Raw genomic sequence first — 25,608 nt, 5'->3', positions numbered from 1 at the left:
AACTGTTGTGGTCGTGTCCAGAATTCATGCTGGTTCGTTCCATTAACAATGAAACAAAAACGTCGCGAGGTAGGTTCAGTCGGAGGCGGACAGCACGCAGAAACCGGAGCGTACAAGTAGTACGTGAGGATTTCGAGTACTGCCCAACACCGGATCAACCTAACCGCAGCAAGTTTTTCGCTGAGAGCAAACCCGTCGAACCTGATCCGGCTAACACCGGCGGAGGGATTTGAGAAAAATAACGCTGCATTATCATGATATCGCTGTTATTTACCGCCTCAGATACCTTTGCCACCTTTATTGTTAAGGAGTGCAAAGTGTTTAAACGCATTATTCCCTGCTTGTTTTTGCTATCTGCCGCTGCGGTGGCCGCCGATAAACCGACACTGACGGTTTACACCTATGACTCCTTTGCCGCCGACTGGGGTCCAGGGCCTGCGATTAAAAAAGCCTTTGAAGCCGAGTGTGATTGCCAGCTTAAATTTGTGGCGCTGGAAGACGGTGTTTCATTACTGAATCGCCTGCGGATGGAAGGTAAAAACAGTCAGGCTGACGTGATTTTAGGATTGGATAATAATCTGGTGCAGGCGGCAGAACAAACTGGATTATTCGCACCAAGTCAGGTGGATACCGCGAACCTTACTCTCCCGGAGAAGTGGCAGAATAAGACTTTCGTCCCGTACGATTATGGCTATTTCGCCTTTGTGTATAACAAAGACAAACTGAAAAATCCGCCGAAGAGCTTGCAAGAATTAGTTGATAGCAAAGAGCCGTGGAAAGTGATTTATCAAGACCCGCGCACCAGTACCCCGGGCCTTGGTCTGATGCTGTGGATGCAGAAAGTGTATGGTGATAAAGCGCCACAGGCATGGCAGCAACTGGCGAAAAAAACCGTCACCGTTACCAAGGGTTGGAGCGAAGCTTATGGCTTGTTCCTGAAAGGTGAAGGGGATTTGGTGCTGAGCTATACCACTTCTCCGGCTTATCATCTGATTGAAGAGAAGAAAAGCAACTATGCAGCGGCTAATTTCAGCGAAGGCCACTATCTGCAAGTCGAAGTCGCAGGCTTAGTTGCCTCGAGCAAACAGCCGCAACTGGCACAGCGCTTTATGCAATTTATTGTGACGCCAGCATTCCAGGACCATATTCCCACCGGTAATTGGATGTATCCGGTGATTAAAATGGATTTGCCGGCTGGGTTTGAAACCCTTACCGTGCCACAAAAAGCGTTGCAATTTGATGCTAAAGATGTGGCAGATAATCGCGGCAAATGGATTCAGGCATGGCAATCCGCCGTCAGCCACTGATCCCTCCATGGTTGTGGCCAGGGCTACTGGCGGCCTTACTGATAGTCGGTGTCGCCTTACTGGCGTTCACCGCTATCTGGCGTCACGCGCCTGCGGCAGACTGGCACAGTATCTGGCATGACCGCTATCTGTGGCATGTGATCCGCTTTACCTTTTGGCAGGCATTCTTATCCGCCCTGCTGTCAGTCATCCCTGCCATTTTCTTAGCACGAGCCCTGTATCGCCGCCGCTTTCCCGGCCGACAACTGATGTTGCGTTTATGCGCCATGACACTGGTGCTACCGGTGTTAGTGGCGCTGTTTGGTATTCTGACGGTTTATGGCCGTCAGGGTTGGCTGGCAGCCCTGTTTAGCTGGCTGGGGGTTGATTACCGCTTCTCACCTTATGGTTTACAGGGCATTTTGCTGGCACATATCTTCTTCAATATGCCACTGGCGACTCGCTTGCTATTGCAGTCACTGGACAGCATCGCGGTTGAACAACGCCAGTTAGCCGCACAACTGGGGATGAATGGCTGGCAGCACTTGCGCTGGGTTGAATGGCCCTATCTGCGCCGCCAAATCCTGCCAACCGCGGCGTTGATTTTTATGCTCTGTTTTGCCAGTTTTGCCACCGTGCTGTCACTGGGTGGCGGGCCGCAAGCCACCACTATCGAGCTGGCCATCTATCAGGCACTCAGTTATGACTACGATCTGGGGCGTGCGGCCTTATTGGCGCTAATCCAACTGGGTTGCTGTCTGGGTTTAGTGGTGCTAAGCCTGCGGTTAAACACAGTATTGGCAGTAGGTAATACTCACGGTCAAATTTGGCGTAGTCAGCAGGATAGCTATTGGTCTCGCATCAGCGACACCCTGTTAATTGGTACTGCTTTGCTATTGATGGTGCCGCCATTGCTAGCGGTAGTGATTGATGGCAGTAATCAAACTATGGTGACGGTGCTACAACAAACTGCGCTATGGCAAGCCTTCTTTACCTCATTGACTATCGCTATCGGGGCGGGGTTGCTGTGCGTGACACTCACGATGATGTTGTTGTGGAGCAGCCGTGAACTGAAACTGCGCCAACGGATGGCCTGTGGGCAGGCACTGGAAGTCAGTGGTATGGTGATTCTGGCGATGCCGGGCATTGTCCTGGCGACCGGCTTCTTTTTATTGCTCAACGATACCTTTGGCTTGCCACAATCCCCTTACGGGCTGGTTATCCTCACCAACGCACTGATGGCTGTGCCCTACGCACTAAAAGTGTTGGATAACCCAATGCGGGATCTGGCTGAACGCTACACGCCGCTGTGTTTATCACTGGATATTCGTGACTGGCACCGTGTGCGCCTGATTGAATTAAGGGCACTAAAACGCCCGCTGGCTCAAGCACTTGCCTTTGCCTGTGTGCTATCGATTGGTGATTTTGGTGTGGTGGCACTGTTTGGCAATGAGCACTTCCGCACGCTGCCGTTTTACCTTTACCAGCAGATAGGTTCTTATCGCAGCAACGACGGTGCAGTTACCGCCCTACTGCTGTTGTTACTCTGTTTCTTGCTGTTTACTCTTATTGAACGACTGCCGAGCCGCCATGTTAAAGCTTGAGAAAATCACCTATTTGTATGACCACTTACCGATGCGTTTCGATTTGCATATTCAGCCCGGTGAGCGGGTGGCGATTCTTGGCCCAAGTGGTGCTGGCAAAAGTACCCTGTTAAGCCTGATTGCTGGTTTTCTCGCCCCCGCCAGTGGACGTATACTACTGAATAATCAGGATAATACGGCAACAGCCCCCGCCGAGCGGCCAGTATCGATGCTGTTTCAGGAGAACAATCTGTTCTCACACTTGACCGTCGCACAGAATATCGGGTTGGGTTTACATCCGGGGTTGAAACTCAGCCATGAGCAAAAGTTACTGTTACGCCAGATTGCCCAGCAGGTTGGACTGGAAGATTGCCTTGAGAGGTTACCCGCACAACTTTCCGGCGGCCAACGTCAGCGGGCAGCATTGGCACGCTGTTTAGTGCGTAGTCAGCCAATCCTGCTACTGGATGAGCCATTTTCCGCGCTCGACCCTGCGTTGCGCAATGAGATGCTGCAATTGGTCGATCACGTCTGTACCCATCGGCAACTGACATTACTGATGGTGTCACACAATTTGGATGATGCCGCCCGCATCGCCGATCGGACATTGCTCATTGTCGATGGCCGTATTTACTACGACGGCCCAACCCAGGCGCTGGTTAACGGCAGTGCCCCCGAAGCCAGTGTGCTGGGCATTACTACCCGACCATAATAACTTGTATACCCAAGGGGATTACCCAGCGAGAACCTTCCACAACAGATGACGATAAATCGGCATAATGGGCTGCATATGCAGCCAGGCAAAGCTGGCAATCGCTGCCACCATAGCCAGCACCGTCACCCAGCGCAGGCGAGCCAGTGGTAACCATTGGCTCAGGCGGTCGGGGCTACGTTTGCCAAACCGCCACCAGCGCCATGATAGCCACAGTGCCAACCAAATCAGCATCACCACCACAAATAGCAACCACTTAAACATATAGCTATTGGCGCTCGGTGGGATATCAATAGCAACACCTGCCAGTATGCCTGGGAAAAAGTAGAGCGGTGGCCAGGTCAGGCAGCCAATCACGTTGGGCAAGGCAAATTTTGCCGGTGGCAGGTTGAGCATGCCAGCAACCATCGGGACAATAGGCCGTGCCGGGCCGATAAAGCGCCCCAGTAGGACTGTTGCCATACTGTGGTTATGCAGCGCATGCTCAGTTTTATCCAGCATCGACTTATGCTTTTTCAGGAAGGACCAGCGGTGCAACGGTTCTTTAAAGCGCCGACCGATAAAATACGAGATCCAATCCCCCAGTAGGCAGCCGACAGTTGCAGCAGCCCAGGCCGAGTAAAAACCGACTTCACCACTGCCAATCAACGCCCCCACACTGGTCATCATTACCGTGCCGGGAAGCAACATCCCCACCAGTGCTAATGATTCGAGAAAAGTAACGAACATGACGATAAATAGCGTGAAAGCCAGAGATTGCGTCAATAAATGTAATAAATAGGCTTCCATAGAGTTGTCCGTTGGTTAACACCCAAGGTTCAGGGCGGAGGATTGTCCGGTGTGTCGTGAAATGAGTCAATCAACAAATTTCCCCTTCGTCCTTGAAGCCGCAGGGTTGTTAGCTGCGCTTACTCACCCAAATCACTTACTGGCCGTTGACCTTAAAATGAATAGACTCATCGGGATTAGACCACTTGCTGCCTACCTGCAACTCCAATGACTTTGGGTATACATGGAGCGAATGGAAATCATCATTAAAATAGACAAATACTGTATAAATAACCATACTAAGATAGCATAAACTCTCAGGCGTAATTGTTGCCGTCAGTTTGGATGGGGACAGCGCGGAGAAACCGGAGCGTACACGTAGTACGTGAGGATATCGAGCACTGCCCAAGTTCAAAATGACAAATAAAATAGCCTGTACATTACCTATAAAGGTTAGCATTGTGGCGCAACATCGTCAGGGCTTCCTGCTCACTCGCCATTGGCGCGACACGCAGGCAGGCACCGAAGTTGAATTCTGGTTAGCTACCGATGAAGGGCCGCAGCAAGTCAGGCTGCCGCCGCAACCCTCGGTGGCATTTATCCCGGCCGAACAACGGCAACGGGCTGAAACCGTGCTGCGTGATGAACGCCGCTGGCAGTTGCGCCCACTTGAACTGACCGATTTCCATCAGCGCCCGGTGCTGGGCCTGTATTGCAGCCAACATCGTCAATTAATTCGTTTGGAGAAACTGCTGCGCGAAAGTGGTGTAAATGTCTATGAAGGTGATATTCGCCCACCAGAACGGTTTCTGATGGAACGATTTATTACCGCGCCGGTGTGGTTCAGCGGTGATGACAATAACCATGGCCCGCTGCTTAATACCCAAATGAAACCGGCCGAGGATTATCGTCCGACACTGAAACTGCTGTCGCTGGATATCGAAACCAGTGAACATGGCGAGCTGTACTGTATTGGGCTGGAAGGATGCGGCCAGCGTCAGGTTTACATGTTGGGGCCACCTAACGGTGATACGGTTGAAAGTGCGGCGCTGGATTTCAATCTGGAATACGTCGCCAGCCGCCCACAGTTGTTGGAAAAACTAAACCAGTGGCTGGCAGTGCATGATCCCGATGCCATTATCGGCTGGAATCTGGTGCAGTTCGACTTACGTGTTCTGCAAAAACACGCTGACCGCTATCAGATCCCACTGCGCTTTGGCCGTGGTGGCAACCTGCTGGAATGGCGTGAACACGGCTTTAAACAAGGGCACTTTTTTGCCTCGGCAGCCGGTCGATTGATTATCGACGGGATTGAGGCGCTAAAATCCGCCACCTGGAATTTCCCGTCATTTAGTCTGGAATCTGTTTCGCAAACCCTGCTGGGCGAAGGCAAAGCCAGCGACAGCCCTTATCAACGAATGGATGAAATCAATCAACGTTTCGCCCATGACAAACCGGCACTGGCGCGCTATAACCTGAAAGATTGCGAGCTGGTGACACGGATTTTTGCCAAGACCGAGCTGCTCAGCTTCCTGTTGGAACGTGCCACGGTGACGGGGTTAGCCGCGGATCGTAGCGGTGGCTCCGTGGCAGCGTTCACCCATCTTTACCTGCCACGGATGCACCGCATCGGCTATGTCGCCCCCAATTTAGGAGAGTTGCCAGAAGAGCACAGCCCCGGTGGTTTTGTGATGGACTCCCAACCCGGCTTGTATGACTCGGTATTGGTGCTTGACTATAAAAGCCTGTATCCGTCGATTATTCGCACCTTTTTAATCGATCCGGTCGGGTTAGTGGCAGGTATGGCTCAGCCTGATGAACAGCACTCAGTGCCGGGATTTCGCGGTGCCTGGTTCTCGCGCGAGAAACACTGTTTGCCCGCCATCGTTAACCAAATCTGGCAGGGCCGGGAAGAGGCTAAACGTCAGAAAAACAAACCGTTATCACAAGCACTGAAGATCATTATGAACGCCTTTTATGGCGTATTGGGTTCCAGCGGCTGCCGCTTTTTCGATCCCAGACTGGCATCGTCTATCACCTTGCGCGGCCATGACATCATGCGCCAGACCCGCGAGCTCATTGAAGCACAGGGCTATCAGGTGATTTATGGTGATACCGATTCAACCTTCGTCTGGCTGAAAAATGCTCACAGTGAAGAGCAGGCATCACAGATAGGTAAAGAGTTGGTACGCCAGGTCAATCTATGGTGGAAAGATCATATACAACAAACCTTTAATCTACCCTGCGCCCTGGAACTGGAATTTGAAACTCACTATCGACGTTTTCTGATGCCTACCATCCGGGGTGCCGAGCAAGGCAGTAAAAAACGCTATGCCGGGCTGATTTCTACGCCCGAGGGTGATCAGATGGTGTACAAAGGGTTGGAAACCGTGCGCACTGACTGGACACCACTGGCACAGCAATTTCAGCGAGAATTGTATCTGCGCATTTTTCAGCGGCAACCCTATCAGGATTATCTGCGGGATTACGTAGCGCGAACCCTGAATGGCGAATTAGATGAACAGCTAGTTTACCGCAAACGTCTACGCCGACGGCTGGATGACTATCAGCGTAATGTGCCACCTCACGCCAGAGCGGCACGCTTGGCGGATGAGTTTAACCGCAAGCTCGGTCGCCCGCTGCAATATCAAAATGGGGGCTGGATAAGCTATGTCATGACCACCGCTGGCCCCGAACCCCTTGAGATTCGGCAATCCCCTATCGACTACGATCACTACCTGACACGACAGTTGCAACCGGTAGCAGACGCTATACTTCCTTTTATGCACGATGACTTCACCACCTTAATAACAGGCCAGATGGGGCTATTCTGATACTTATACCCTAGATAATTCGAGTGCAGGAAGACGGCAAATGAGCGACAAATTGGTGGTAAACCATTTTAACAGCGCTTGCTCTGGCCCGTAGGGTGAGCCTCTGATGAGGCTCATAATCCCAAGAGCTTATTAATTTTAAGATCAAGAGCAGTAAGTGACTGGGGTAAACTGCGGCCGCCAACGCACATGCAGCTTGAAGTATGACGGGTATTTTACAGGTGACGAAACGCTCCGCTTCCATTACCATAGCGCCCTTGCCAAAATTCGCATTAATCACATTACATAACCGCTAGCCGTAATACTCCTTCTTATTGGGTGCTGCCTGTAGATGCCACATTTTCAGACAGACTCTCAGGCCGCATCGCCTGCGCGGAGGGTAGACTATTGCCAGTGGTTTTATGATATTTGGCTGCCACTAATTATTTATAACCAGATAATTTAAAAAGCATTTCCTTAACTGTCCAACAAAAAATCGAGCCGATAATTTATGCCTTTTACACTTGGTCAACGCTGGATCAGCGACACAGAAAGCGAACTTGGATTGGGTACTGTCGTTGCCATCGACGTACGCATGATTACCTTACTGTTTCCCGCAACCGGTGAAAACCGCCTTTACGCTAGAAATGATTCGCCAATCACCCGCGTCATGTTCAATCCGGGCGATACCATCACCAACCACGAAGGCTGGCAGCTAAAAGTGGAAGAAGTGACTCATGAAAATGGGCTGATTACTTATATTGGGACCCGTTTGGATACTGAGGAAACCGGCGTCTCAATGCGTGAAGTGTTGCTCGATAGCAAACTGACGTTTAGCAAACCGCAGGATCGGCTATTTGCCGGTCAGATCGATCGTATGGATCGCTTTGCCCTGCGTTTTCGTGCTCGTAAATATCAAAGTGAGCAGTTCCGTCTGCCATGGAGTGGGTTACGCGGTATCCGTGCCAGCCTGATCCCACACCAATTACATATCGCCTATGAAGTGGGTCAGCGCCATGCACCAAGGGTATTATTGGCCGATGAAGTAGGTTTAGGTAAAACCATCGAAGCCGGGATGATCATTCACCAACAGCTGTTATCAGGCCGTGCTGAACGTATCCTGATTGTAGTGCCAGAAAGCCTACAACATCAGTGGTTGGTGGAAATGTTGCGCCGCTTCAATTTGCGCTTCTCACTGTTTGATGACAGCCGCTACTCCGAAGCCCTGCTCGACAGCACCAATCCGTTTGAAACCGAGCAGATGGTTATCTGTTCACTGGATTTTGTGCGCCGCAATAAGCAACGGCTGGAACAACTGGCAGATGCGTCTTGGGATCTGTTGGTGGTGGATGAGGCGCACCATCTGGCCTGGAGCGAAGAAGCCCCAAGTCGTGAATATCAAGTCATTGAACAATTGGCTGAGAATATCCCAGGTGTGCTGCTGTTGACCGCAACACCAGAGCAATTGGGCCAGCAGAGCCATTTTGCTCGTCTGCGTTTGCTGGATCCCGATCGCTTCCACGATTACGAAGAGTTCGTCAATGAACAGCAGAAGTATCGTCCGATTGCAGATGCTGTGACGCTGCTGCTGGGTGGTGAGCGCTTAACTGACGATAAACTGAATCTGTTGGGCGAACTCATTGATGAGCAGGATATTGAGCCCTTGCTGAAAGCGGCCAACAGCCAAAGTGCAGATAGCGAAGCCGCTCGCCAAGAGTTGGTAACAATGCTGATGGACAGACATGGTACCAGCCGGATCTTGTTCCGTAATACCCGTAATGGGGTGAAAGGCTTCCCGCACCGCGTCCTGCATCAAATCAAACTGCCATTGCCAACCCAATATCAGACGGCGATTAAAGTATCAGGCATCATGGGTGCCAAAAAAACGTTGGAAGCGCGCGCCAAAGATATGCTTTACCCGGAACAAATCTATCAGGAGTTTGAAGGGGAAAATGCCACCTGGTGGAACTTTGACCCACGGGTAGAGTGGTTACTTAACTATCTGATTGCTAACCGTAATGAGAAAGTGTTGGTTATCTGTGCCCAGGCAGCCACTGCCTTACAACTTGAACAGGTGCTACGTGAGCGTGAAGCTATTCGTGCTGCCGTGTTCCATGAAGGTTTATCACTGATAGAGCGTGACCGCGCTGCGGCCTATTTTGCCTCTGAAGAAGATGGGGCTCAGGTATTACTGTGTTCTGAGATAGGTTCAGAAGGCCGTAATTTCCAGTTTGCCTGCCAGTTGGTGATGTTCGACCTGCCGTTTAACCCGGACTTGCTGGAACAACGTATTGGCCGTCTGGACCGTATCGGTCAAAACCGCGAAATCCAGATTATGGTGCCTTATCTGGAACATACTGCGCAGGCGATATTGGTGCGTTGGTATCATGAAGGTTTGGATGCTTTCGAGCACACCTGCCCGACCGGGCGCACCATTTATGACAGTGGCTATCAAGAACTGATCGGCTATCTGGCAACGCCAAGTGAACAAGAAGGGTTGGATGAATTTATTCACGCCTGCCGTCAACAGCACGAAGAGCTGAAACTGCAACTGGAGCAAGGTCGTGATCGGCTACTGGAGATGCATTCCAACGGTGGCGAGCATGGTCAACAACTGGCGCAGATCATTGCAGATCAAGATAATGACGTTAATTTGGTTAGTTTCGCACTTAACCTGTTCGATATTGTCGGGATTAACCAAGAAGATCGCAGTGACAACCTGATCGTACTGACCCCCTCTGATCATATGCTGGTACCGGACTTCCCTGGGCTGCCGCAAGACGGCTGTACCGTGACATTCGATCGTGAACAGGCGTTATCGCGGGAAGATGCCCAGTTTGTGAGTTGGGAGCACCCGATCATCCGTAATGGTTTGGATTTGATCTTGTCCGGCGATACCGGAAGCTGTGCAGTTTCTTTATTGAAAAACAAAGCATTACCGGTAGGAACACTGTTGGCTGAATTGGTTTATGTGGTAGAAGCTCAAGCGCCGAAACACTTGCAATTAACCCGTTTCTTGCCACCCACCCCAGTGCGGATGCTGATGGACCGAAACGGCACCAATCTGGCGGCACAAGTTGAATTTGAAACCTTTAACCGTCAGTTGAATGCGGTAAACCGTCACACCTCCAGTAAGCTGGTCAACGCTGTGCAACAAGAAGTCCACGCCATGTTGCAACAAGCAGAAGCACTGGTTGAAGAGCAGGCACAACTGTTGATTGAATCGGCCAAGCACGAAGCAGATGATAAGCTGAGTACCGAACTGGCGCGTTTGGAAGCCCTGAAAGCGGTTAACCCGAATATTCGTGATGACGAAATAGAAGCACTAGAGCATAACCGTAAAATGGTACTGGAAAACCTCAATCAAGCGGGCTGGCGTTTAGATGCTATTCGCCTGGTGGTGGTCACACATCAGTAACCCTGAGTAATCATCTGTTTCTGCAATATACCCCATAGATTTCAAGATGCAGGCAGGCGACCAAGCAGCGACAAATCGGTTGGGAACCGATTTGAATAGCATTTATGCTAGCCTCAAGGATGAGGCGCATTAATCCTGATGAGCTTATACAGTCAAATGATTCGGGTTAACGAGAGCAGCCAACACACCTGTGACTTGAACGATGCAGGGTATAAATGGAGCACTAATGGAACCCTATAATCCCCCACGCGACCCTTGGCTGCACATCCTGTATCAGGATGAGCACATCATGGTGGTCAACAAACCTAGTGGGTTACTTTCTGTGCCCGGTCGCGCACCGGAGAATAAAGACAGTGTGATGACTCGTATTCAGGCTGAATTTCCGGCGGCAGAGTCCGTTCATCGGCTAGATATGGCCACCAGTGGCGTAATTATCGTGGCACTGACCAAAGCGGCTGAGCGCGAGCTTAAGCGCCAATTTCGCGAACGTGAACCGAAAAAGTCTTATATTGCCCGCGTCTGGGGGCATCTGGCCGAAGATGAAGGGCTGATAGATCTGCCGTTAATCTGTGACTGGCCAAACCGGCCAAAGCAGAAAGTCTGTTATGAAACCGGTAAATCTGCACAAACTGAGTATCTGGTGCTGTCACGCGATACTGATGGCAGCACACGAGTGAAGTTATCGCCCATCACAGGGCGCTCACACCAATTACGGGTCCATATGCTGGCGATGGGTCACCCAATCCTTGGTGATGGCTTCTACGCCCATCCAGAGGCCAAAGCGATGGCATCCCGCTTGCAGTTACATGCGCAGGAGCTGTGTATTACTCACCCTGAGTTTGGAACGGCGATGCATTTTAAATGTGAGGCGGAATTTTAATTTTTGTCGTAAGAATATTGGCCCGAAATTACCTCAGAACGGCGCATTAACGCCGATCTGAGGTGGGCACTGTTGAAACAAAACCTATTTAAATCCCTTCTCGCGCTTAATCAAATCATACGCAGCTTGAATCTCTTGGGCTTTTTGCTTCGCCATCTCCATCATTTCAGGTGGCAGACCTTTTGCCACCAACTTATCTGGATGATGCTCCCCCATTAACTTACGGTAAGCACGCTTGATGGTCACACTGTCGTCAGTATTGCTAATACCCAGCACTTTGCAGGCATCCTCTAAGGTCGGGCCATTCGAGGCTTGCTGATAGCCCCCCTGAGAATATCCACCCTGCTGGCCCTGCCAACCGCCGTGACCACCAAATTGACGGCCGCCTTCAATCATGCTCAAGAACTGATCAAACTGGCCGCGCGAAATCCCTAACTCTTCAGCAATGACATACAACACTTGCCGCTCGTTAGGATGCAAAGATCCATCAGCAAATGCGGCCTGTAATTGAATTTCCAGAAACATCCGAATTAAATCGAAACGCCCAAAACAGACACCACGTAATTCCTGCAATCTTTCACGCAACGGGAAATCGCTTTCTTTCCCTTCGCGAAACGCTTGCTGTGCGGCTGTTCGAGCTTCACCGTGCAATTGCATTCGATCCATCAACTGGCTGGCGAGTTGAATATCAACTTCCGTAACCCGCCCTTTAGCCTTGGTTAAATGCCCCATGACCTGAAAAGTGGCGCGGAAAAAAATTAATTGTCGTGTTTGTTGATCGGCAAAATAGCCGCGGCGCTTCGTGCTTCGCACCCTGTCTACCATATGGCCGACAAGCAACCCCAGTACCACACCCCAGAAACCAGCACCAGACATTAAGCCCAATACCAGACCGAGCAGTTTTCCCCAATACCGCATATACTCCTCAATTCATCATGCCGTCAGTCAAAATTTGCATTATCATACTCGGCATTCAGCTCAGCGCCTAACAACGAGACGTGCAAACGGCCGGATTTAACGCTAGCGCAACTGTGATGAGTAATATAGTCTCAGACCGTTTGCCGGCATGATGCCCCCCGATGACGGAACACCAAAACCGCGTATGAAAAAAAGATTCCCAACACTGCTGGCCACATTGATATGGACGGCACTATATAGCCAGCAATCGCTGGCCGGCCTCGCTGAGCAATGTATGCTTGGTGTACCCACCTATGACCAGCCATTGGTCAGCGGTGATCCGAATCAGCTACCGGTCCGTATTAATGCGGATAAAACCGAAGCCAATTATCCCGATAATGCCTTGTTCACCGGCAATGTCATTGTCCAGCAGGGCAATAGCACCCTGACCGCGAATCAGGTTGAACTGACGCAGGTACAAAAACCTGGTGAAGCTATCCCGGTTCGTACTGTCACGGCCACTGGCGACGTTAATTATGACGATCCGCAAATCAAGCTGAAAGGCCCGAAAGGCTGGTCAAACTTGAATACCAAAGACACTGATATGGATAAAGGCAAATATCAGATGGTTGGCCGTCAAGGGCGTGGTGATGCGGATTTAATGAAGTTACGAGGTCAGAACCGTTACACCATATTAGAAAATGGGACGTTTACCTCCTGTCTACCAGGTGATAATAGCTGGAGTGTCGTGGGTTCTGAGGTTATTCATGACCGCGAAGAAGAAGTAGCAGAAATCTGGAATGCCCGCTTTAAGATTGGCAAAGTACCGGTGTTCTACAGTCCTTATATGCAATTACCGATTGGTGATAAACGCCGCTCAGGCTTCCTGATCCCTAATGCTAAATATACCAGTAATAACGGCATCGAATTTATGCTGCCATACTACTGGAATATTGCGCCCAACTTCGATGCTACAATTACGCCTTACTACATGGAACGGCGTGGGTTACAGTGGCAGAACGAGTTCCGCTACTTGCTGGCTCCGGGCAGCGGCACCATGGCATTAGACTGGCTACCGAGTGATCGCTTATACCACGGCACCGATGGTACCGATAAAGAGGCCACCCGCTGGTTGTACTACTGGGGCCATTCCGGTGTGATGGATAAAGTCTGGCGTTTCAACGTCAACTATACCCGTGTTAGTGACCCAGATTACTTTACTGATTTAACGTCGCAATACGGATCGACCACTGACGGCTATGCAACCCAAATATTCAGCGTTGGCTATGCTGATCAAAACTGGGATGCCACCTTGTCCTCTAAACAGTTCCAAGTCTTTACTAACGCCGGTAATAATAATGCTTACCGTGCCCAACCTCAGTTGGATATGAACTACTATAAAAATGATATTGGCCTGTTTGATCTGCATGTTTACGGTCAAGCCGCCAAATTCACCAGCGTCAATCCAGAAAACCCAGAAGCCAGCCGCTTCCATATTGAACCGGCGATTAACCTACCACTGTCCAACGGTTGGGGTAGCCTGAATACCGAAGCCAAATTACTGGCAACCCATTATCAGCAGGATATCCCAAATGGTTTTGCCGGTAATTACAAAAACCAGAATGGGCAGGACGCGACGGTTCCTGATCTGAAAGACTCGATTAACCGGGTGATGCCGCAATTTAAAATTGATGGCAAAGTGGTATTTGATCGGCCAATGGATTGGAGTGAAGGCTTCACCCAGACACTCGAACCACGAATGCAGTATCTCTATGTTCCATACCGCAATCAGGATGATATCTATATTTACGACACCACGCTGATGCAGTCAGACTACTCGGGACTGTTCCGTGACCGTACCTATAGTGGCCTGGACCGTATAGCGTCTGCGAATCAGGTATCTACCGGTTTAACTTCACGCATATATGATGATGCGCTGGTTGAACGTTTTAATGCTTCTGTGGGTCAAATCTATTACTTCAGCCGTTCGCGTACCGGTAATAGCGAAACAATTGATAACAGTGATGATACTGGTAGCCTTGTTTGGGCTGGTGATACATTCTGGCGTATCAGTGATCAAGTGGGCCTAAAAGGTGGCGTGCAGTATGATACCCGCTTGGGGAGTTTGACCCTGGGTAACGCGGTAATGGAGTATAGAAAAGACTCAGAGCGTATGATGCAATTGAATTACCGCTATGCCAGCCCGGAATATATTCAGGCAGCAGTACCAAATGTAAAAAGTCCTGGTTATCAGCAAGGCATTTCTCAGATTGGTGCTACCGCCAGTTGGCCGATTGCGGATCGTTGGGCACTAGTCGGTGCTTATTACTACGATACCAAAGCCAATCAGCCCGCTAGCCAGTTAGTTGGCTTACAATACAACACGTGCTGCTGGGCAATAAACGTGGGCTATGAACGTAAAATTACTGGCTGGAATTCACAAACAGAAGCCAGTAAGTATGATAACAAGATTGGTTTTAACATCGAATTACGTGGTCTGAGCAGCGACCACAACCTGGGTACTGCACAAATGCTGCGCTCAGGCATTCTGCCTTATCAAAGTGCATTCTGATACTGTGTAACACACTGAATACAGTGAATTTTAACCCGCTAAAGCGGATTACATAAATGGAAAAGGTATGAAGAACTGGAGAACGCTTATTCTCGGATTGGTTGTCTGTGCCAATACCGCGTTCGCAGCACCACAAGAAGTTGATAAAGTTGCCGCAGTGGTTGATAACGGCGTCGTTTTGCAAAGTGACGTTGACGGTCTGTTACAATCCGTGAAACTGAATGCACAGCAGTCTGGGCAACAAGTTCCTGATGATGCGACGTTACGTCATCAGATTCTTGAGCGTCTGATCATGGATAATATCCAGTTACAGATGGCGAAGAAGATGGGTATTACTATCAGTGATGAAGCATTGGATAAAGCCATTGCTGATATCGCTGCGCAAAACCGCATGACTCCCGCTCAGATGCGTAGTCGTCTGGCTGCTGATGGCCTGAATTATGACACTTACCGCGAGCAGATCCGTAAAGAGATGCTGACTTCTGAAGTGCGTAACAACGAAGTACGCCGCCGAATAACTATCCTGCCACAGGAAGTTGAGTCATTGGCCAAACAAGTTGGGAACCAGACCAGCGGTGATGCTGAACTGAACCTCAGCCACATTCTTATCCCATTGCCAGAAAATCCCTCTCAGCAGCAAGTTGATCAGGCTGAAGAGCTGGCTAATAAATTAGTCTCCGACATTAAAGGCGGCGCTGATTTTGGTAAATTGGCTATCGCCAACTCGGCGGACTCTCAGGCGCTGAAAGGCGGCCAGATGGGTTGGGGCAAATTACAGGAACTGCCTTCTTTGTTTGCTGAAAGATTACAAACTGCGAACAAAGGTGATGTTGTCGGGCCAATCCGTTCTGGTGTCGGTTTCCACATCCTGAAAGTAAATGATATCCGTGGTGCGGATAAGACCGTTTCCGTGACTGAAGTTCACGCCCGCCACATCTTGCTGAAGCCTTCACCGGTAATGACCGACGATCAGGCTCGTGCCAAGTTAGCGGCAGCGGCGGCAGATATTAAGAGTGGTAAATCCAGCTTCGCCACTATTGCCAAAGAGATCTCTCAGGATCCTGGTTCTGCAATGCAAGGCGGTGACTTAGGTTGGGCATCACCAGATATTTATGACCCGGCGTTCCGTGATGCGCTGATGAAACTGCAAAAAGGTGAGATCAGTGCACCGGTTCACTCTTCTTTCGGCTGGCACTTAATTCAGGTTGTCGATACACGTCAGGTAGACAAGACTGATGCAGCACAGAAAGACAAGGCATACCGTATGCTCTTTAGCCGTAAATTTGCTGAAGAAGCTCAAACTTGGATGCAAGAGCAGCGTGCTGCTGCTTATGTAAAAATTCTTGATGGTAGTAATGCACAACCACAATAATCGTATTGTTATTACCCCCGGTGAGCCAGCCGGGGTCGGGCCAGATTTAGTCGTCGCTCTGGCTCAACAGGATTGGCCTGTTGAGTTAGTGGTGTGTGCCGATCCGGCCTTGCTACTTGCTCGGGCCCGTCAGCTTAATCTGCCTTTGCAGTTACGTGAATATCAAGCCAGCAAGCCTGCGTTAGCGCAACAAGCGGGGTCACTGACTATCTTACCGGTAAAAACGGCCACAGAGGTGATCCCCGGCAAACTCGACGTCCAAAACAGCCACTATGTTGTGGAAACATTGGCCAAGGCTTGTGATGGCGCGATAAGCGGGGAATTTTCTGCATTGGTCACCGGCCCGGTACAAAAAAGTATTATCAATGATGCTGGCATCCCTTTTATCGGACACACCGAGTTTTTTGCAGATCGCTGCCTCTGCCCACGGGTAGTGATGATGCTGGCAACTGAAGAGTTACGTGTGGCATTGGCGACAACCCACTTACCTCTGCTGGCCGTACCTGGCGCGATCACCCAAGCTAGCCTGCATGAAGTGATCACGATTCTTGATAGCGACCTGAAAACCAAATTTGGCATTAGCCAACCACAGATTTATGTGTGCGGACTGAATCCTCACGCAGGTGAAGGTGGCCATATGGGCCATGAAGAGATCGATACCATTATTCCTGCACTAGATGCACTGCGTCAGCAAGGTATAAATCTTATCGGCCCTCTACCAGCAGACACCCTATTTCAACCTAAATATCTACAACATGCAGATGCGGTTCTGGCGATGTATCATGATCAAGGATTGCCAGTGCTGAAGTATCAAGGGTTTGGCCGGGCAGTAAATATCACTCTCGGTTTGCCTTTTATCCGCACTTCTGTGGATCACGGTACCGCTTTAGAACTCGCCGCAACCGGTTCTGCCGATGTTGGCAGTTTCATTACGGCATTAAACTTAGCCATTAAAATGATAAATAACAGCAATGAATAATAGAGTCCACCAAGGGCATTTTGCCCGCAAACGCTTTGGACAAAACTTTTTAAACGATCAGTTTGTCATCGACAGTATTGTTTCTGCAATTCACCCCGTTCCTGGCGAAGCCGTAGTTGAAATAGGTCCCGGTTTAGGGGCATTGACTGAACCTGTTGCTGCGCGTATGGATCATATGACGGTGATCGAGCTTGATCGCGATCTGGCGGCTCGTTTAGCCAGCCATCCGCAACTGAAAGACAAGCTAACCATCCATCAACAAGATGCGATGAAAGTTAATTTTTCTGAGTTAGCAGAGCTTGCTGGGCAGCCATTACGTGTGTTTGGTAACTTGCCATACAACATTTCCACCCCGCTGATGTTCCATCTTTTCAGCTATACTGATGCTATTCGTGACATGCATTTCATGTTGCAAAAAGAAGTGGTTAATCGTCTGGTCGCAGGACCTAATAGTAAAGCGTATGGCCGACTGACGGTGATGGCGCAATACTATTGCAATGTTATCCCGGTGCTAGAAGTACCGCCAACGGCGTTTACCCCCGCGCCAAAAGTTGATTCGGCCGTGGTGCGCTTGATTCCGCATGTCAACATGCCGAATCCGGTTGGTGACGTTCGTATGCTTAGCCGCATTACCACGCAAGCATTTAATCAGCGCAGAAAAACCGTGCGTAACAGCTTAGGTGATCTATTCACCCCAGAGCAGTTAATCGAATTAGGTATTGACCCGATATTACGGGCAGAGAATATTTCGGTAGCGCAATACTGTAAGCTGGCTAACTGGCTTTCAGCTCAATCGACACCGCAAGAATAAGCAGGAGCACATTATGATTGAACAGCCCCGCGTTTGTGTACAGGTGCAAAGTATCTATGTGGAAACCCAGTCGATACCTGATGAAGAACGTTTCGTCTTCGCCTATACCGTGACGATACGCAATTTGGGTCGTTCAAATGTGCAACTGATTGGCCGTTATTGGTTAATCACTAATAGTAATGGCCGGCAGACTGAAGTTCAGGGTGAAGGGGTCATCGGCGAACAGCCATTGATCCAGCCAGGTAATGAGTTTCAATACACCAGCGGTGCTGTACTGGAAACCCCGCTGGGTACCATGGAAGGGCATTATGAGATGGTTGATCACCTTGGTCAGCCCTTCCGTACTGCAATTCCGGTGTTCCGCTTAGCGATCCCAGCACTGATCCATTAACTCTGATCTTTCAACTATGTCTACTTATCTTATTGGCGATGTTCATGGCTGCCTCGATGAGCTGCTTGCGCTATTAGCACAGGTAAGCTTTGATCCGCAGCAGGATACTTTGTGGTTAACCGGTGATTTAGTTGCCCGTGGCCCAGCATCACTGGATGTTTTACGTTATGTCCGCTCATTAGGGCCTGCTGTTCGTATGGTTCTGGGTAACCATGACCTGCATTTACTGGCCGTTTATGCCGGTATCAGCCGTAATAAACCCAAAGATCGTATTACTCCACTGCTTGAGGCGCCGGATGCTGATGAGTTGATTAATTGGCTGCGTCGCCAACCGGTCTTACAAGTTGATGATGAATTAAAATTGATCATGGCTCATGCCGGGATAACACCTCAATGGGATATTGAAACCGCCCAAATGTGTGCACGTGAAGTGGAGGCGGTATTAAGTAGTGATAGCTATCCACTCTTCCTCGATGCCATGTACGGCGATATGCCGAATAACTGGTCACCAGAGCTATCCGGGCTAGCACGCTTGCGTTTTAGTACTAATGCACTGACCCGCATGCGTTTTTGTTTCCCGAACGGGCAGTTGGATATGATCTGTAAAGATACGCCAGAAAATGCCCCCGCTCCACTCAAGCCTTGGTTCGAGTTGCCAAGATTGGTCTCCCCTGACTATTCAATTATTTTTGGTCACTGGGCGTCGCTGGAAGGAAAAGGTGTTCCTGAAGGTATTTATGGCTTGGATACCGGTTGTTGCTGGGGCGGCGATTTAACGCTGCTGCGCTGGGAAGATAAACGCTATTTCACACAGCATGCATTCAAAGTGGAAGCAGAAGTAAGTAACACTGATGAAATAGCAGCGGCAAAAGATCCCTTTAGTTATCTGTAACATACTGATAATTATATGTTAAACAATAAAGGCGCATAATATGCGCCTTTATTGTTGGTGCCGTTCTTGTTTGAGGCAGGCAGGTCTTATTTGGGATGGTAGCAATAATCAGCGGCGCTCAAGGATCTCAAAACAATAGCTGTGCGAGTTCGCTTCATCTGCGTCATGAAACTCACTGAATGTGCTTTCCCACTCATCCGGCTCATAGTCAGGGAAATGAGTGTCCCCCCCTACTTCCGCATCGATATGGGTAAGATACATACGATTCGCGCGAGCTAAGAATTGCTTATAGACCCGCCCCCCCCCCATCACCATAACTTCTTCTACGTCGCCAGCGAAAGAGAGAGCTTCTTCAATTGACGTAGCCCAGGTCACGCGCTCATCAGTACCCGGCTGGCTACTGATAACAATATTCAACCGCCCCGGCAAAGGACGACCGATTGATTCGAAGGTCTTACGACCCATAATTACCGGTTTATTTAACGTGTTACGTTTGAACCACGCTAAATCAGCCGGTAAGTGCCATGGCATGGCGTTTTCCATACCAATAACGCGATCCGCCGCCAACGCAGCGATCAGGCTGATAATCATTTTTAAACCCTGTAGGCTACAAGAGCCAGTACCGAAAAATTGCTCACACTATACGTAAAGCCTAATCAAGCGTCGATAGCGATAAGCAGGCTAATCACACATATAAGATTGCTCTTAGCCTGATACATGAACAGAGCAGAAAAAAAGTCTTATACACCAGGACGTTTGCGATATAACCATAATCCTGGCAAAGATAAACCAATCGACAACGCTCCAACAATAAATGACGCTTTCAAGAAATTGGTCACCATCGTGGACATTAACGCTTCGCTATAACCCAAGTGAGAAATCTCAACGACCGATATCATTGCGGTATAGGCGGAAATACCCGGAAACATAGGAATAACAGCCGCGACAGTGAAAACTTTTGGATGTGCCAGCAACCAACGTGACCAGTTAATCCCGATGACGCCAATCATAATTGAAGCCAATAATGAAGCCAGCTCGATATTCATACCAAAATGGATCATTAACATACGCGAACCGTGCCCGACCGCTCCCAGCAATGCGCAGTAACGCAATGCCCGTACCGGCACATTAAATACCATAGCAAAACCCAGTGCCGGGATAGCCGCCAACACCATGTCTTGTAATAATGCCCAAAGTAAATTCATTACCACCCCCGCAATCCCCATAACGCCATCGCGAATATCACCCCAATGCAGGTTGATAACGTTAATAAACTTGCCATCGCCCAACGGGCCAAACCGGTATTAACGTGGCCCTTAAACATATCGGCTACCGCATTAATCAGCGGGAACCCAGGCACGAGTAGCAGTACGCTGGCCGCCATCGCCACGCTGGATGCTTCCTGGAAAAACGGTAAACGCATCAACAAACCGGATGCGGATGTGGCAACAAAAGCAGTGATACAGAAATTAATCAGCGGATTCATATGATTAATCGTCAGACTCTGGCGAACAAACATCGCCAACCCACTGGCTAAAAAGCTAATGGAAAACGCATCCCAACCACCACCGTTTAATTTACTGAAACAGCCACAAGAGAGCGCCACCATCACAACGACCAGCCAGCGCGGATAACGCAGAGGTTTGATATGCTCGAAGCGTTTTTCCACATCTTTTGCATCCAATAAGCGATGCTCCGCCATAATCACAATATGCTGTACTTCAGTGACTACCTGCATATTGATGCCACGATCGGTATTTTTACGGGTAGATGTCAGGCAGTTACCTTCGCTGATAGTGGTCAACACGATTACGTTAGCCGAGATAGAACTCTCAACGCTGTCCATCCCCAGAGCCATACCAAGCCGTGCAGATAGCTGCTCAACTAGCATACTTTCAGCCCCATGCTGCAACAGCATTAGGGCGCATTTGATGCACAATCGCGTAATCTCTCGCTGCTGTTGATGCGAAACATCACTGTTTATTACATTTTCCAGGCTCATATTCGTGCATCGCTATCCGTCAAAAAGTAAAAGACATCTGTTGCAATCCCATCACTACTGATAACCAAACCACCACAGATAACAAATAAGAATAATGCAGAGGGAGCCAAGTGGCGTTATGATCGCCAGATAGCACCACTATCACTCGGTAATCCTTATGCTTGAAACCTCTATATTTGTTGCCACCCTTGCTACCTTGGGCATGCTCTCCCCCGGGCCAGATTTCTTTCTGGTAATCAAAAATGCTGCCCGCTATCGCCGCCCCGCAGCCATGATGACAGCCCTTGGCGTAATTTTGGGTGTTGCGACACATATGTCTTATTGCGTGGCTGGCCTGGCAGTTGTTATCACTACCACACCATGGCTATTCAACCTGCTGAAATATGCCGGAGCCGGTTATTTGATCTGGATTGGTATCCAGGCACTGCTATCACGAGGAGATAGTAAGCTTAGTATCGATAACACTGCACAATATCCCGTCACGCTGAAAGCCGCATTCTTGCAGGGATATCTTTGCAATTTATTGAATCCCAAAGCGACTCTTTTCTTTCTCGCCGTTTTCACACAAATATTACAGATAGACTCCGGCGTGGGTGAGAAACTGTGGTACGCCTCAATCATCTGGCTACTGGCCGTTATCTGGTGGCCTCTATTGGTAATTCTGATTCAAAGTGCGCCGGTACGTCGCGGTTTGGCGAAAGTGCAAAAAGTTGTCGATAAATTACTGGGCGGCCTGTTAATCGGCCTGGGTATCAAAGTTGCATTAAGCTAGCTGCGCCGATTGTTAACGCCTGGCTATAAGCTACTATCCACAACCCGCACGAACATTGATCTTCACCAATGTTGTTTATGAACAATACTATCGTTTATGAATAATACTTCTGCGCATAAAAAATACTGTTTATGCGGGTAAAAAGCGCGATTTTATAAATAGTAAGCATAAAAAAGGGCGATGTTTCCATCGCCCCCTTTCTTAGCGCCCAAATTAAGCTTTCATATTCTTAATCTTGGCATGCATTTCTTGTACTGAAATCACTTGCTCGGTAGGGTCCGCATTCAAAGCCATTGCGGTTGCGAAGCCACCATTCAAGGTGGTGTCGTAATGCACTTTATATTGCAAAGCACTACGGCGAATCAGTTTAGAATCTTCAATCGCCTGACGCCCTGCCGTTGTATTCACAATATAAGTATATTCGCCATTCTTGATACGGTCCTGAATGTGTGGACGACCTTCATGTACCTTGTTGACTAAGCGTGGATTTATCCCTGCCTCGCCTAGAACCACCGCAGTACCGTGGGTTGCATCCAATTCAAAGCCCTGTTTGAGCAACTTGGCAGCCAAGTCAACCACCCGGTGTTTATCTCCCTCACGAACCGATAACAGTGCGCGGCCACTCTTTTTCATGCCCGATTGACTGCCCAGCATCGCTTTAGAGAAAGCTTCAGCGAAGGTCCGGCCCACCCCCATCACTTCACCGGTAGAACGCATTTCTGGCCCTAAAATCGGATCCACACCTGGGAACTTGTTAAACGGCAATACCACTTCTTTTACCGAGTAATAAGGCGGAATAATTTCTTCCAGAATACCCTGCTCTGCCAATGACTGCCCCACCATCACGCGTGCGGCGATTTTTGCCAGTGGCATACCGGTGGCTTTAGACACAAATGGTACGGTACGGGCTGCTCGAGGGTTAACTTCAATCAGATAAACTTCGTTATTCTTTACGGCAAACTGCACATTCATTAAACCGCGCACGCAGAGTTCAAACGCCAGTTTTTCAACTTGTTGGCGCATCACATCCTGAATTTCTTTACTCAGGGTGTAAGCGGGCAATGAACAGGCTGAGTCACCGGAGTGCACCCCTGCTTGCTCAATGTGCTCCATAATGCCACCGATCAACACGCGCTCACCGTCGCAAATGGCATCAACATCCACTTCAACAGCGTCATCGAGGAAACGATCCAACAGCACTGGTGCATCGTTGGAGACACTCACTGCATTTTGGAAGTAGCGGCGCAAGTCAACTTCGTCATAAACGATTTCCATCGCGCGACCACCCAAGACATACGATGGGCGGACCACTAGTGGATAACCCAGACCCGTGGCTTTCTCTACGGCTTGTTCGATAGTAGCAACCGTCGCGTTCGCGGGTTGTTTCAAGCCCAGACGATTTACCGCCTGTTGGAAACGCTCACGATCTTCTGCACGGTCGATAGCATCTGGGCTAGTACCGATAACAGGAACACCGGCGGCTTCCAGTTCACGTGCTAATTTTAATGGAGTCTGACCACCGTACTGCACGATAACGCCTTGCGGCTTCTCAATACGCACGATTTCCAGCACATCTTCCAGGGTGACAGATTCGAAATAGAGGCGATCAGAGGTATCGTAGTCGGTCGAAACTGTTTCAGGGTTACAGTTCACCATGATGGTCTCGTAACCGTCTTCACGCAGCGCCAGTGACGCATGTACACAACAGTAGTCGAATTCAATACCCTGACCGATACGGTTCGGGCCGCCGCCCAGTACCATCACTTTCGGACGATCACTGGTTGGGTTGGATTCACACTCTTCCTCGTAGGTTGAGTACATGTAAGCGGTATCGGTAGAGAATTCAGCCGCACAGGTATCTACACGCTTATAAACCGGATGCAAACCCTGCTTGTAACGCAGCTTACGCACTTCACTTTCCGCCGCGCCGACCAATTTTGCCAAACGGGCATCGGCAAAGCCTTTGCGCTTCAACTGGCGCATAAAATCAGCATTCAGGCCATTGATACCGCACTCTGCCACGCTCTCTTCCAGACGAACCAATTCTTCAATCTGCACCAGGAACCAGCGGTCAACGTTAGTCAGATTGAAAACACCATCAACCGACATGCCTGCACGGAAAGCATCGGCGATATACCAGATACGATCAGAACCGGCTTCTTTCAACTCACGGCGAATTTTAGTCAGTGCTTCTGGGTCATCCAAACTCACTTTCGGGTCAAAACCGGTCGCGCCAACTTCCAGACCGCGCAAGGCTTTTTGCAGCGATTCCTGCAAGGTGCGGCCAATCGCCATCACTTCGCCGACCGATTTCATCTGTGTGGTCAGACGGTCATTCGCACCGGCAAATTTTTCGAAGTTAAAACGTGGAATTTTGGTCACAACATAGTCGATAGATGGCTCAAAGGAGGCCGGCGTGCGGCCACCAGTGATATCATTCATCAACTCATCCAGCGTGTAACCTACTGCCAACTTGGCGGCAATTTTAGCAATCGGGAAGCCGGTTGCTTTAGAGGCCAGAGCGGAAGAACGGGATACCCGTGGGTTCATTTCGATAACAATCAAACGGCCATTTTTCGGGTTAACCGAGAACTGCACGTTGGAGCCACCGGTTTCTACGCCGATTTCACGCAGCACTGCCATCGAGGCATTACGCATGATTTGGTATTCTTTATCAGTCAGAGTCTGAGCTGGAGCAACGGTTATCGAGTCACCAGTGTGGATACCCATCGCATCGAAGTTTTCGATGGAGCAGACGATGATGCAGTTGTCGTTTTTGTCGCGCACAACTTCCATCTCATACTCTTTCCAACCAATCAGTGACTCATCGATCAACAGCTCTTTGGTTGGCGATAAATCCAGCCCACGTTCACAAATCTCTTCAAACTCTTCACGGTTATACGCGATACCGCCGCCGGTGCCACCCATAGTAAAGGAAGGGCGGATAATACAAGGGAAGCCCACATCAGCCGCTACGGCCAGTGCTTCTTCCATATTGTGCGCGATACCTGAACGTGCAGTGTCCAAACCAATTTTCTTCATCGCGATATCAAAGCGACGGCGGTCTTCTGCTTTATCGATAGCATCGGCAGTGGCACCAATCATGGTGACACCGAACTCAGCCAGAACGCCCTTGCGTTCCAGCTCCAGCGCACAGTTCAGTGCGGTTTGGCCACCCATAGTGGGCAAAACGGCATCTGGACGCTCTTTTTCAATAATTTTGCGTACCACTTCCCAGTGGATTGGCTCGATATAAGTGGCATCGGCCATTTCCGGGTCAGTCATGATGGTTGCCGGGTTGGAGTTCACCAGAATGACACGGTAACCTTCTTCACGCAGTGCCTTACAAGCCTGGGCACCGGAGTAGTCAAACTCACAGGCCTGGCCGATAACGATTGGGCCAGCGCCCAGAATCAGGATGCTTTTTATATCTGTACGTTTTGGCATGGTTTGACGCTCC

19 protein-coding genes are annotated in these 25,608 nt (G+C 49.6%); 13 read left to right on the top strand and 6 right to left on the bottom strand.

Features of this window, described 5'->3' with window-relative positions; translation table 11 throughout:
* The first annotated feature begins 317 nt into the window (after nucleotides 1-317).
* Genes thiB through thiQ form a run of 3 tightly spaced genes read left to right on the top strand, consistent with a single transcriptional unit; the run spans nucleotide 318 to nucleotide 3,581 of the window.
* Nucleotides 318-1,307: a thiamine ABC transporter substrate binding subunit gene (gene thiB / locus V1956_RS05935; protein ID WP_372557990.1), complete on the top strand. Its 990-nt coding sequence runs from the start codon at nucleotides 318-320 to the stop codon at nucleotides 1,305-1,307.
* Complete coding sequence (gene thiP, locus V1956_RS05930; protein ID WP_442824903.1) at nucleotides 1,283-2,890, top strand: thiamine/thiamine pyrophosphate ABC transporter permease ThiP; 1,608 nt, start codon at nucleotides 1,283-1,285, stop codon at nucleotides 2,888-2,890. The genes thiB and thiP overlap by 25 nt, the downstream gene beginning before the upstream one ends.
* On the top strand, nucleotides 2,877-3,581 hold the full coding sequence (gene thiQ, locus V1956_RS05925; RefSeq protein ID WP_420074407.1) for a thiamine ABC transporter ATP-binding protein ThiQ: 705 nt from the start codon (nucleotides 2,877-2,879) through the stop codon (nucleotides 3,579-3,581). Before thiP ends, thiQ begins: the two co-directional genes overlap by 14 nt.
* Before the next feature lie 21 nt (nucleotides 3,582-3,602).
* On the opposite strand, the gene V1956_RS05920 is transcribed toward thiQ, so the two are convergent.
* On the bottom strand, nucleotides 3,603-4,370 hold the full coding sequence (locus V1956_RS05920; RefSeq protein WP_083160572.1) for a DedA family protein: 768 nt from the start codon (nucleotides 4,368-4,370) through the stop codon (nucleotides 3,603-3,605).
* Nucleotides 4,371-4,810: 440 nt separating this feature from the next.
* On the opposite strand from V1956_RS05920, the gene V1956_RS05915 reads away from it, so the two are divergent.
* From V1956_RS05915 to rluA, 3 genes are all read left to right on the top strand, one after another.
* Nucleotides 4,811-7,183 carry a DNA polymerase II gene (locus tag V1956_RS05915; protein WP_420074406.1) on the top strand — a complete coding sequence of 791 codons (2,373 nt, stop codon included), beginning with the start codon at nucleotides 4,811-4,813 and terminating at the stop codon, nucleotides 7,181-7,183.
* A 490-nt stretch (nucleotides 7,184-7,673) separates the two neighbouring features.
* The gene (rapA, locus tag V1956_RS05910) at nucleotides 7,674-10,580 is read left to right on the top strand and encodes an RNA polymerase-associated protein RapA (RefSeq protein ID WP_420074405.1); all 2,907 of its coding nucleotides are present in this window, start codon (nucleotides 7,674-7,676) and stop codon (nucleotides 10,578-10,580) included.
* A 226-nt stretch (nucleotides 10,581-10,806) separates the two neighbouring features.
* Entirely contained in the window at nucleotides 10,807-11,460 is a 654-nt protein-coding gene (rluA, locus tag V1956_RS05905) for a bifunctional tRNA pseudouridine(32) synthase/23S rRNA pseudouridine(746) synthase RluA (protein ID WP_372557985.1), read from the top strand.
* 84 nt (nucleotides 11,461-11,544) lie between these two features.
* On the opposite strand, the gene djlA is transcribed toward rluA, so the two are convergent.
* Entirely contained in the window at nucleotides 11,545-12,378 is an 834-nt protein-coding gene (gene djlA / locus V1956_RS05900) for a co-chaperone DjlA (protein ID WP_083160582.1), read from the bottom strand.
* Between the two features lie 184 nt (nucleotides 12,379-12,562).
* On the opposite strand from djlA, the gene lptD reads away from it, so the two are divergent.
* The 6 genes from lptD (at nucleotide 12,563) to apaH (ending at nucleotide 19,374) form a co-directional block, all read left to right on the top strand.
* Nucleotides 12,563-14,929: an LPS assembly protein LptD gene (lptD, locus tag V1956_RS05895; RefSeq protein WP_420074404.1), complete on the top strand. Its 2,367-nt coding sequence runs from the start codon at nucleotides 12,563-12,565 to the stop codon at nucleotides 14,927-14,929.
* A 67-nt stretch (nucleotides 14,930-14,996) separates the two neighbouring features.
* Nucleotides 14,997-16,301 (top strand): peptidylprolyl isomerase SurA, encoded by a 1,305-nt coding sequence (surA, locus tag V1956_RS05890; RefSeq protein WP_372557983.1) that lies wholly within the window; start codon nucleotides 14,997-14,999, stop codon nucleotides 16,299-16,301.
* A complete protein-coding gene (gene pdxA, locus V1956_RS05885; RefSeq protein WP_420074403.1) occupies nucleotides 16,285-17,280 on the top strand; it encodes a 4-hydroxythreonine-4-phosphate dehydrogenase PdxA in 996 nt (331 codons plus the stop codon). The genes surA and pdxA overlap by 17 nt, the downstream gene beginning before the upstream one ends.
* Nucleotides 17,273-18,091 carry a 16S rRNA (adenine(1518)-N(6)/adenine(1519)-N(6))-dimethyltransferase RsmA gene (gene rsmA, locus V1956_RS05880; RefSeq protein WP_083160590.1) on the top strand — a complete coding sequence of 273 codons (819 nt, stop codon included), beginning with the start codon at nucleotides 17,273-17,275 and terminating at the stop codon, nucleotides 18,089-18,091. Before pdxA ends, rsmA begins: the two co-directional genes overlap by 8 nt.
* Nucleotides 18,092-18,104: 13 nt before the next feature.
* A complete protein-coding gene (apaG, locus tag V1956_RS05875) occupies nucleotides 18,105-18,482 on the top strand; it encodes a Co2+/Mg2+ efflux protein ApaG (protein ID WP_083160592.1) in 378 nt (125 codons plus the stop codon).
* A 16-nt stretch (nucleotides 18,483-18,498) separates the two neighbouring features.
* Nucleotides 18,499-19,374, top strand: coding sequence for a bis(5'-nucleosyl)-tetraphosphatase (symmetrical) ApaH (gene apaH, locus V1956_RS05870; protein WP_083160594.1), 876 nt, complete (start codon nucleotides 18,499-18,501; stop codon nucleotides 19,372-19,374).
* A gap of 108 nt (nucleotides 19,375-19,482) precedes the next feature.
* Here the strand turns inward: apaH and folA are convergent, their stop codons facing one another.
* From folA to V1956_RS05855, 3 genes are all read right to left on the bottom strand, one after another.
* Nucleotides 19,483-19,965, bottom strand: a complete 483-nt coding sequence (gene folA, locus V1956_RS05865; protein WP_083160596.1) for a type 3 dihydrofolate reductase — start codon at nucleotides 19,963-19,965, stop codon at nucleotides 19,483-19,485.
* A 149-nt stretch (nucleotides 19,966-20,114) separates the two neighbouring features.
* The gene (locus V1956_RS05860) at nucleotides 20,115-20,579 is read right to left on the bottom strand and encodes a threonine/serine exporter (RefSeq protein ID WP_193784728.1); all 465 of its coding nucleotides are present in this window, start codon (nucleotides 20,577-20,579) and stop codon (nucleotides 20,115-20,117) included.
* Entirely contained in the window at nucleotides 20,579-21,376 is a 798-nt protein-coding gene (locus V1956_RS05855; protein WP_442824902.1) for a threonine/serine ThrE exporter family protein, read from the bottom strand. Before V1956_RS05855 ends, V1956_RS05860 begins: the two co-directional genes overlap by 1 nt.
* Nucleotides 21,377-21,533: 157 nt before the next feature.
* Here V1956_RS05855 and V1956_RS05850 point away from each other — a divergent pair, with 157 nt between their 5' ends.
* Nucleotides 21,534-22,148: a LysE family transporter gene (locus V1956_RS05850; RefSeq protein ID WP_372557980.1), complete on the top strand. Its 615-nt coding sequence runs from the start codon at nucleotides 21,534-21,536 to the stop codon at nucleotides 22,146-22,148.
* Nucleotides 22,149-22,361: 213 nt separating this feature from the next.
* Here V1956_RS05850 and carB read toward each other — a convergent pair whose 3' ends face one another.
* The gene (gene carB, locus V1956_RS05845) at nucleotides 22,362-25,595 is read right to left on the bottom strand and encodes a carbamoyl-phosphate synthase large subunit (protein ID WP_005192981.1); all 3,234 of its coding nucleotides are present in this window, start codon (nucleotides 25,593-25,595) and stop codon (nucleotides 22,362-22,364) included.
* Between the last annotated feature and the right edge of the window lie 13 nt (nucleotides 25,596-25,608).

This window comes from Yersinia sp. 2540 StPb PI, from assembly GCF_052217165.1.
GTDB lineage: Bacteria > Pseudomonadota > Gammaproteobacteria > Enterobacterales > Enterobacteriaceae > Yersinia > Yersinia enterocolitica_E.
This window is presented reverse-complemented; position numbering and strand designations above follow the sequence as displayed.

Excerpts from the sequence above, each read along its gene's own strand:
- thiP (WP_442824903.1), top strand. The coding sequence starts at position 1,283 with ATGGCAATCCGCCGTCAGCCACTGATCCCTCCATGGTTGTGGCCAGGG.
- thiQ (WP_420074407.1), top strand. The coding sequence starts at position 2,877 with ATGTTAAAGCTTGAGAAAATCACCTATTTGTATGACCACTTACCGATG.
- V1956_RS05920 (WP_083160572.1), bottom strand. The coding sequence starts at position 4,370 with ATGGAAGCCTATTTATTACATTTATTGACGCAATCTCTGGCTTTCACG.
- rapA (WP_420074405.1), top strand. The coding sequence starts at position 7,674 with ATGCCTTTTACACTTGGTCAACGCTGGATCAGCGACACAGAAAGCGAA.
- rluA (WP_372557985.1), top strand. The coding sequence starts at position 10,807 with ATGGAACCCTATAATCCCCCACGCGACCCTTGGCTGCACATCCTGTAT.
- djlA (WP_083160582.1), bottom strand. The coding sequence starts at position 12,378 with ATGCGGTATTGGGGAAAACTGCTCGGTCTGGTATTGGGCTTAATGTCT.
- lptD (WP_420074404.1), top strand. The coding sequence starts at position 12,563 with ATGAAAAAAAGATTCCCAACACTGCTGGCCACATTGATATGGACGGCA.
- surA (WP_372557983.1), top strand. The coding sequence starts at position 14,997 with ATGAAGAACTGGAGAACGCTTATTCTCGGATTGGTTGTCTGTGCCAAT.
- pdxA (WP_420074403.1), top strand. The coding sequence starts at position 16,285 with ATGCACAACCACAATAATCGTATTGTTATTACCCCCGGTGAGCCAGCC.
- rsmA (WP_083160590.1), top strand. The coding sequence starts at position 17,273 with ATGAATAATAGAGTCCACCAAGGGCATTTTGCCCGCAAACGCTTTGGA.
- apaG (WP_083160592.1), top strand. The coding sequence starts at position 18,105 with ATGATTGAACAGCCCCGCGTTTGTGTACAGGTGCAAAGTATCTATGTG.
- apaH (WP_083160594.1), top strand. The coding sequence starts at position 18,499 with ATGTCTACTTATCTTATTGGCGATGTTCATGGCTGCCTCGATGAGCTG.
- folA (WP_083160596.1), bottom strand. The coding sequence starts at position 19,965 with ATGATTATCAGCCTGATCGCTGCGTTGGCGGCGGATCGCGTTATTGGT.
- V1956_RS05860 (WP_193784728.1), bottom strand. The coding sequence starts at position 20,579 with ATGAATTTACTTTGGGCATTATTACAAGACATGGTGTTGGCGGCTATC.
- V1956_RS05855 (WP_442824902.1), bottom strand. The coding sequence starts at position 21,376 with ATGAGCCTGGAAAATGTAATAAACAGTGATGTTTCGCATCAACAGCAG.
- V1956_RS05850 (WP_372557980.1), top strand. The coding sequence starts at position 21,534 with ATGCTTGAAACCTCTATATTTGTTGCCACCCTTGCTACCTTGGGCATG.
- carB (WP_005192981.1), bottom strand. The coding sequence starts at position 25,595 with ATGCCAAAACGTACAGATATAAAAAGCATCCTGATTCTGGGCGCTGGC.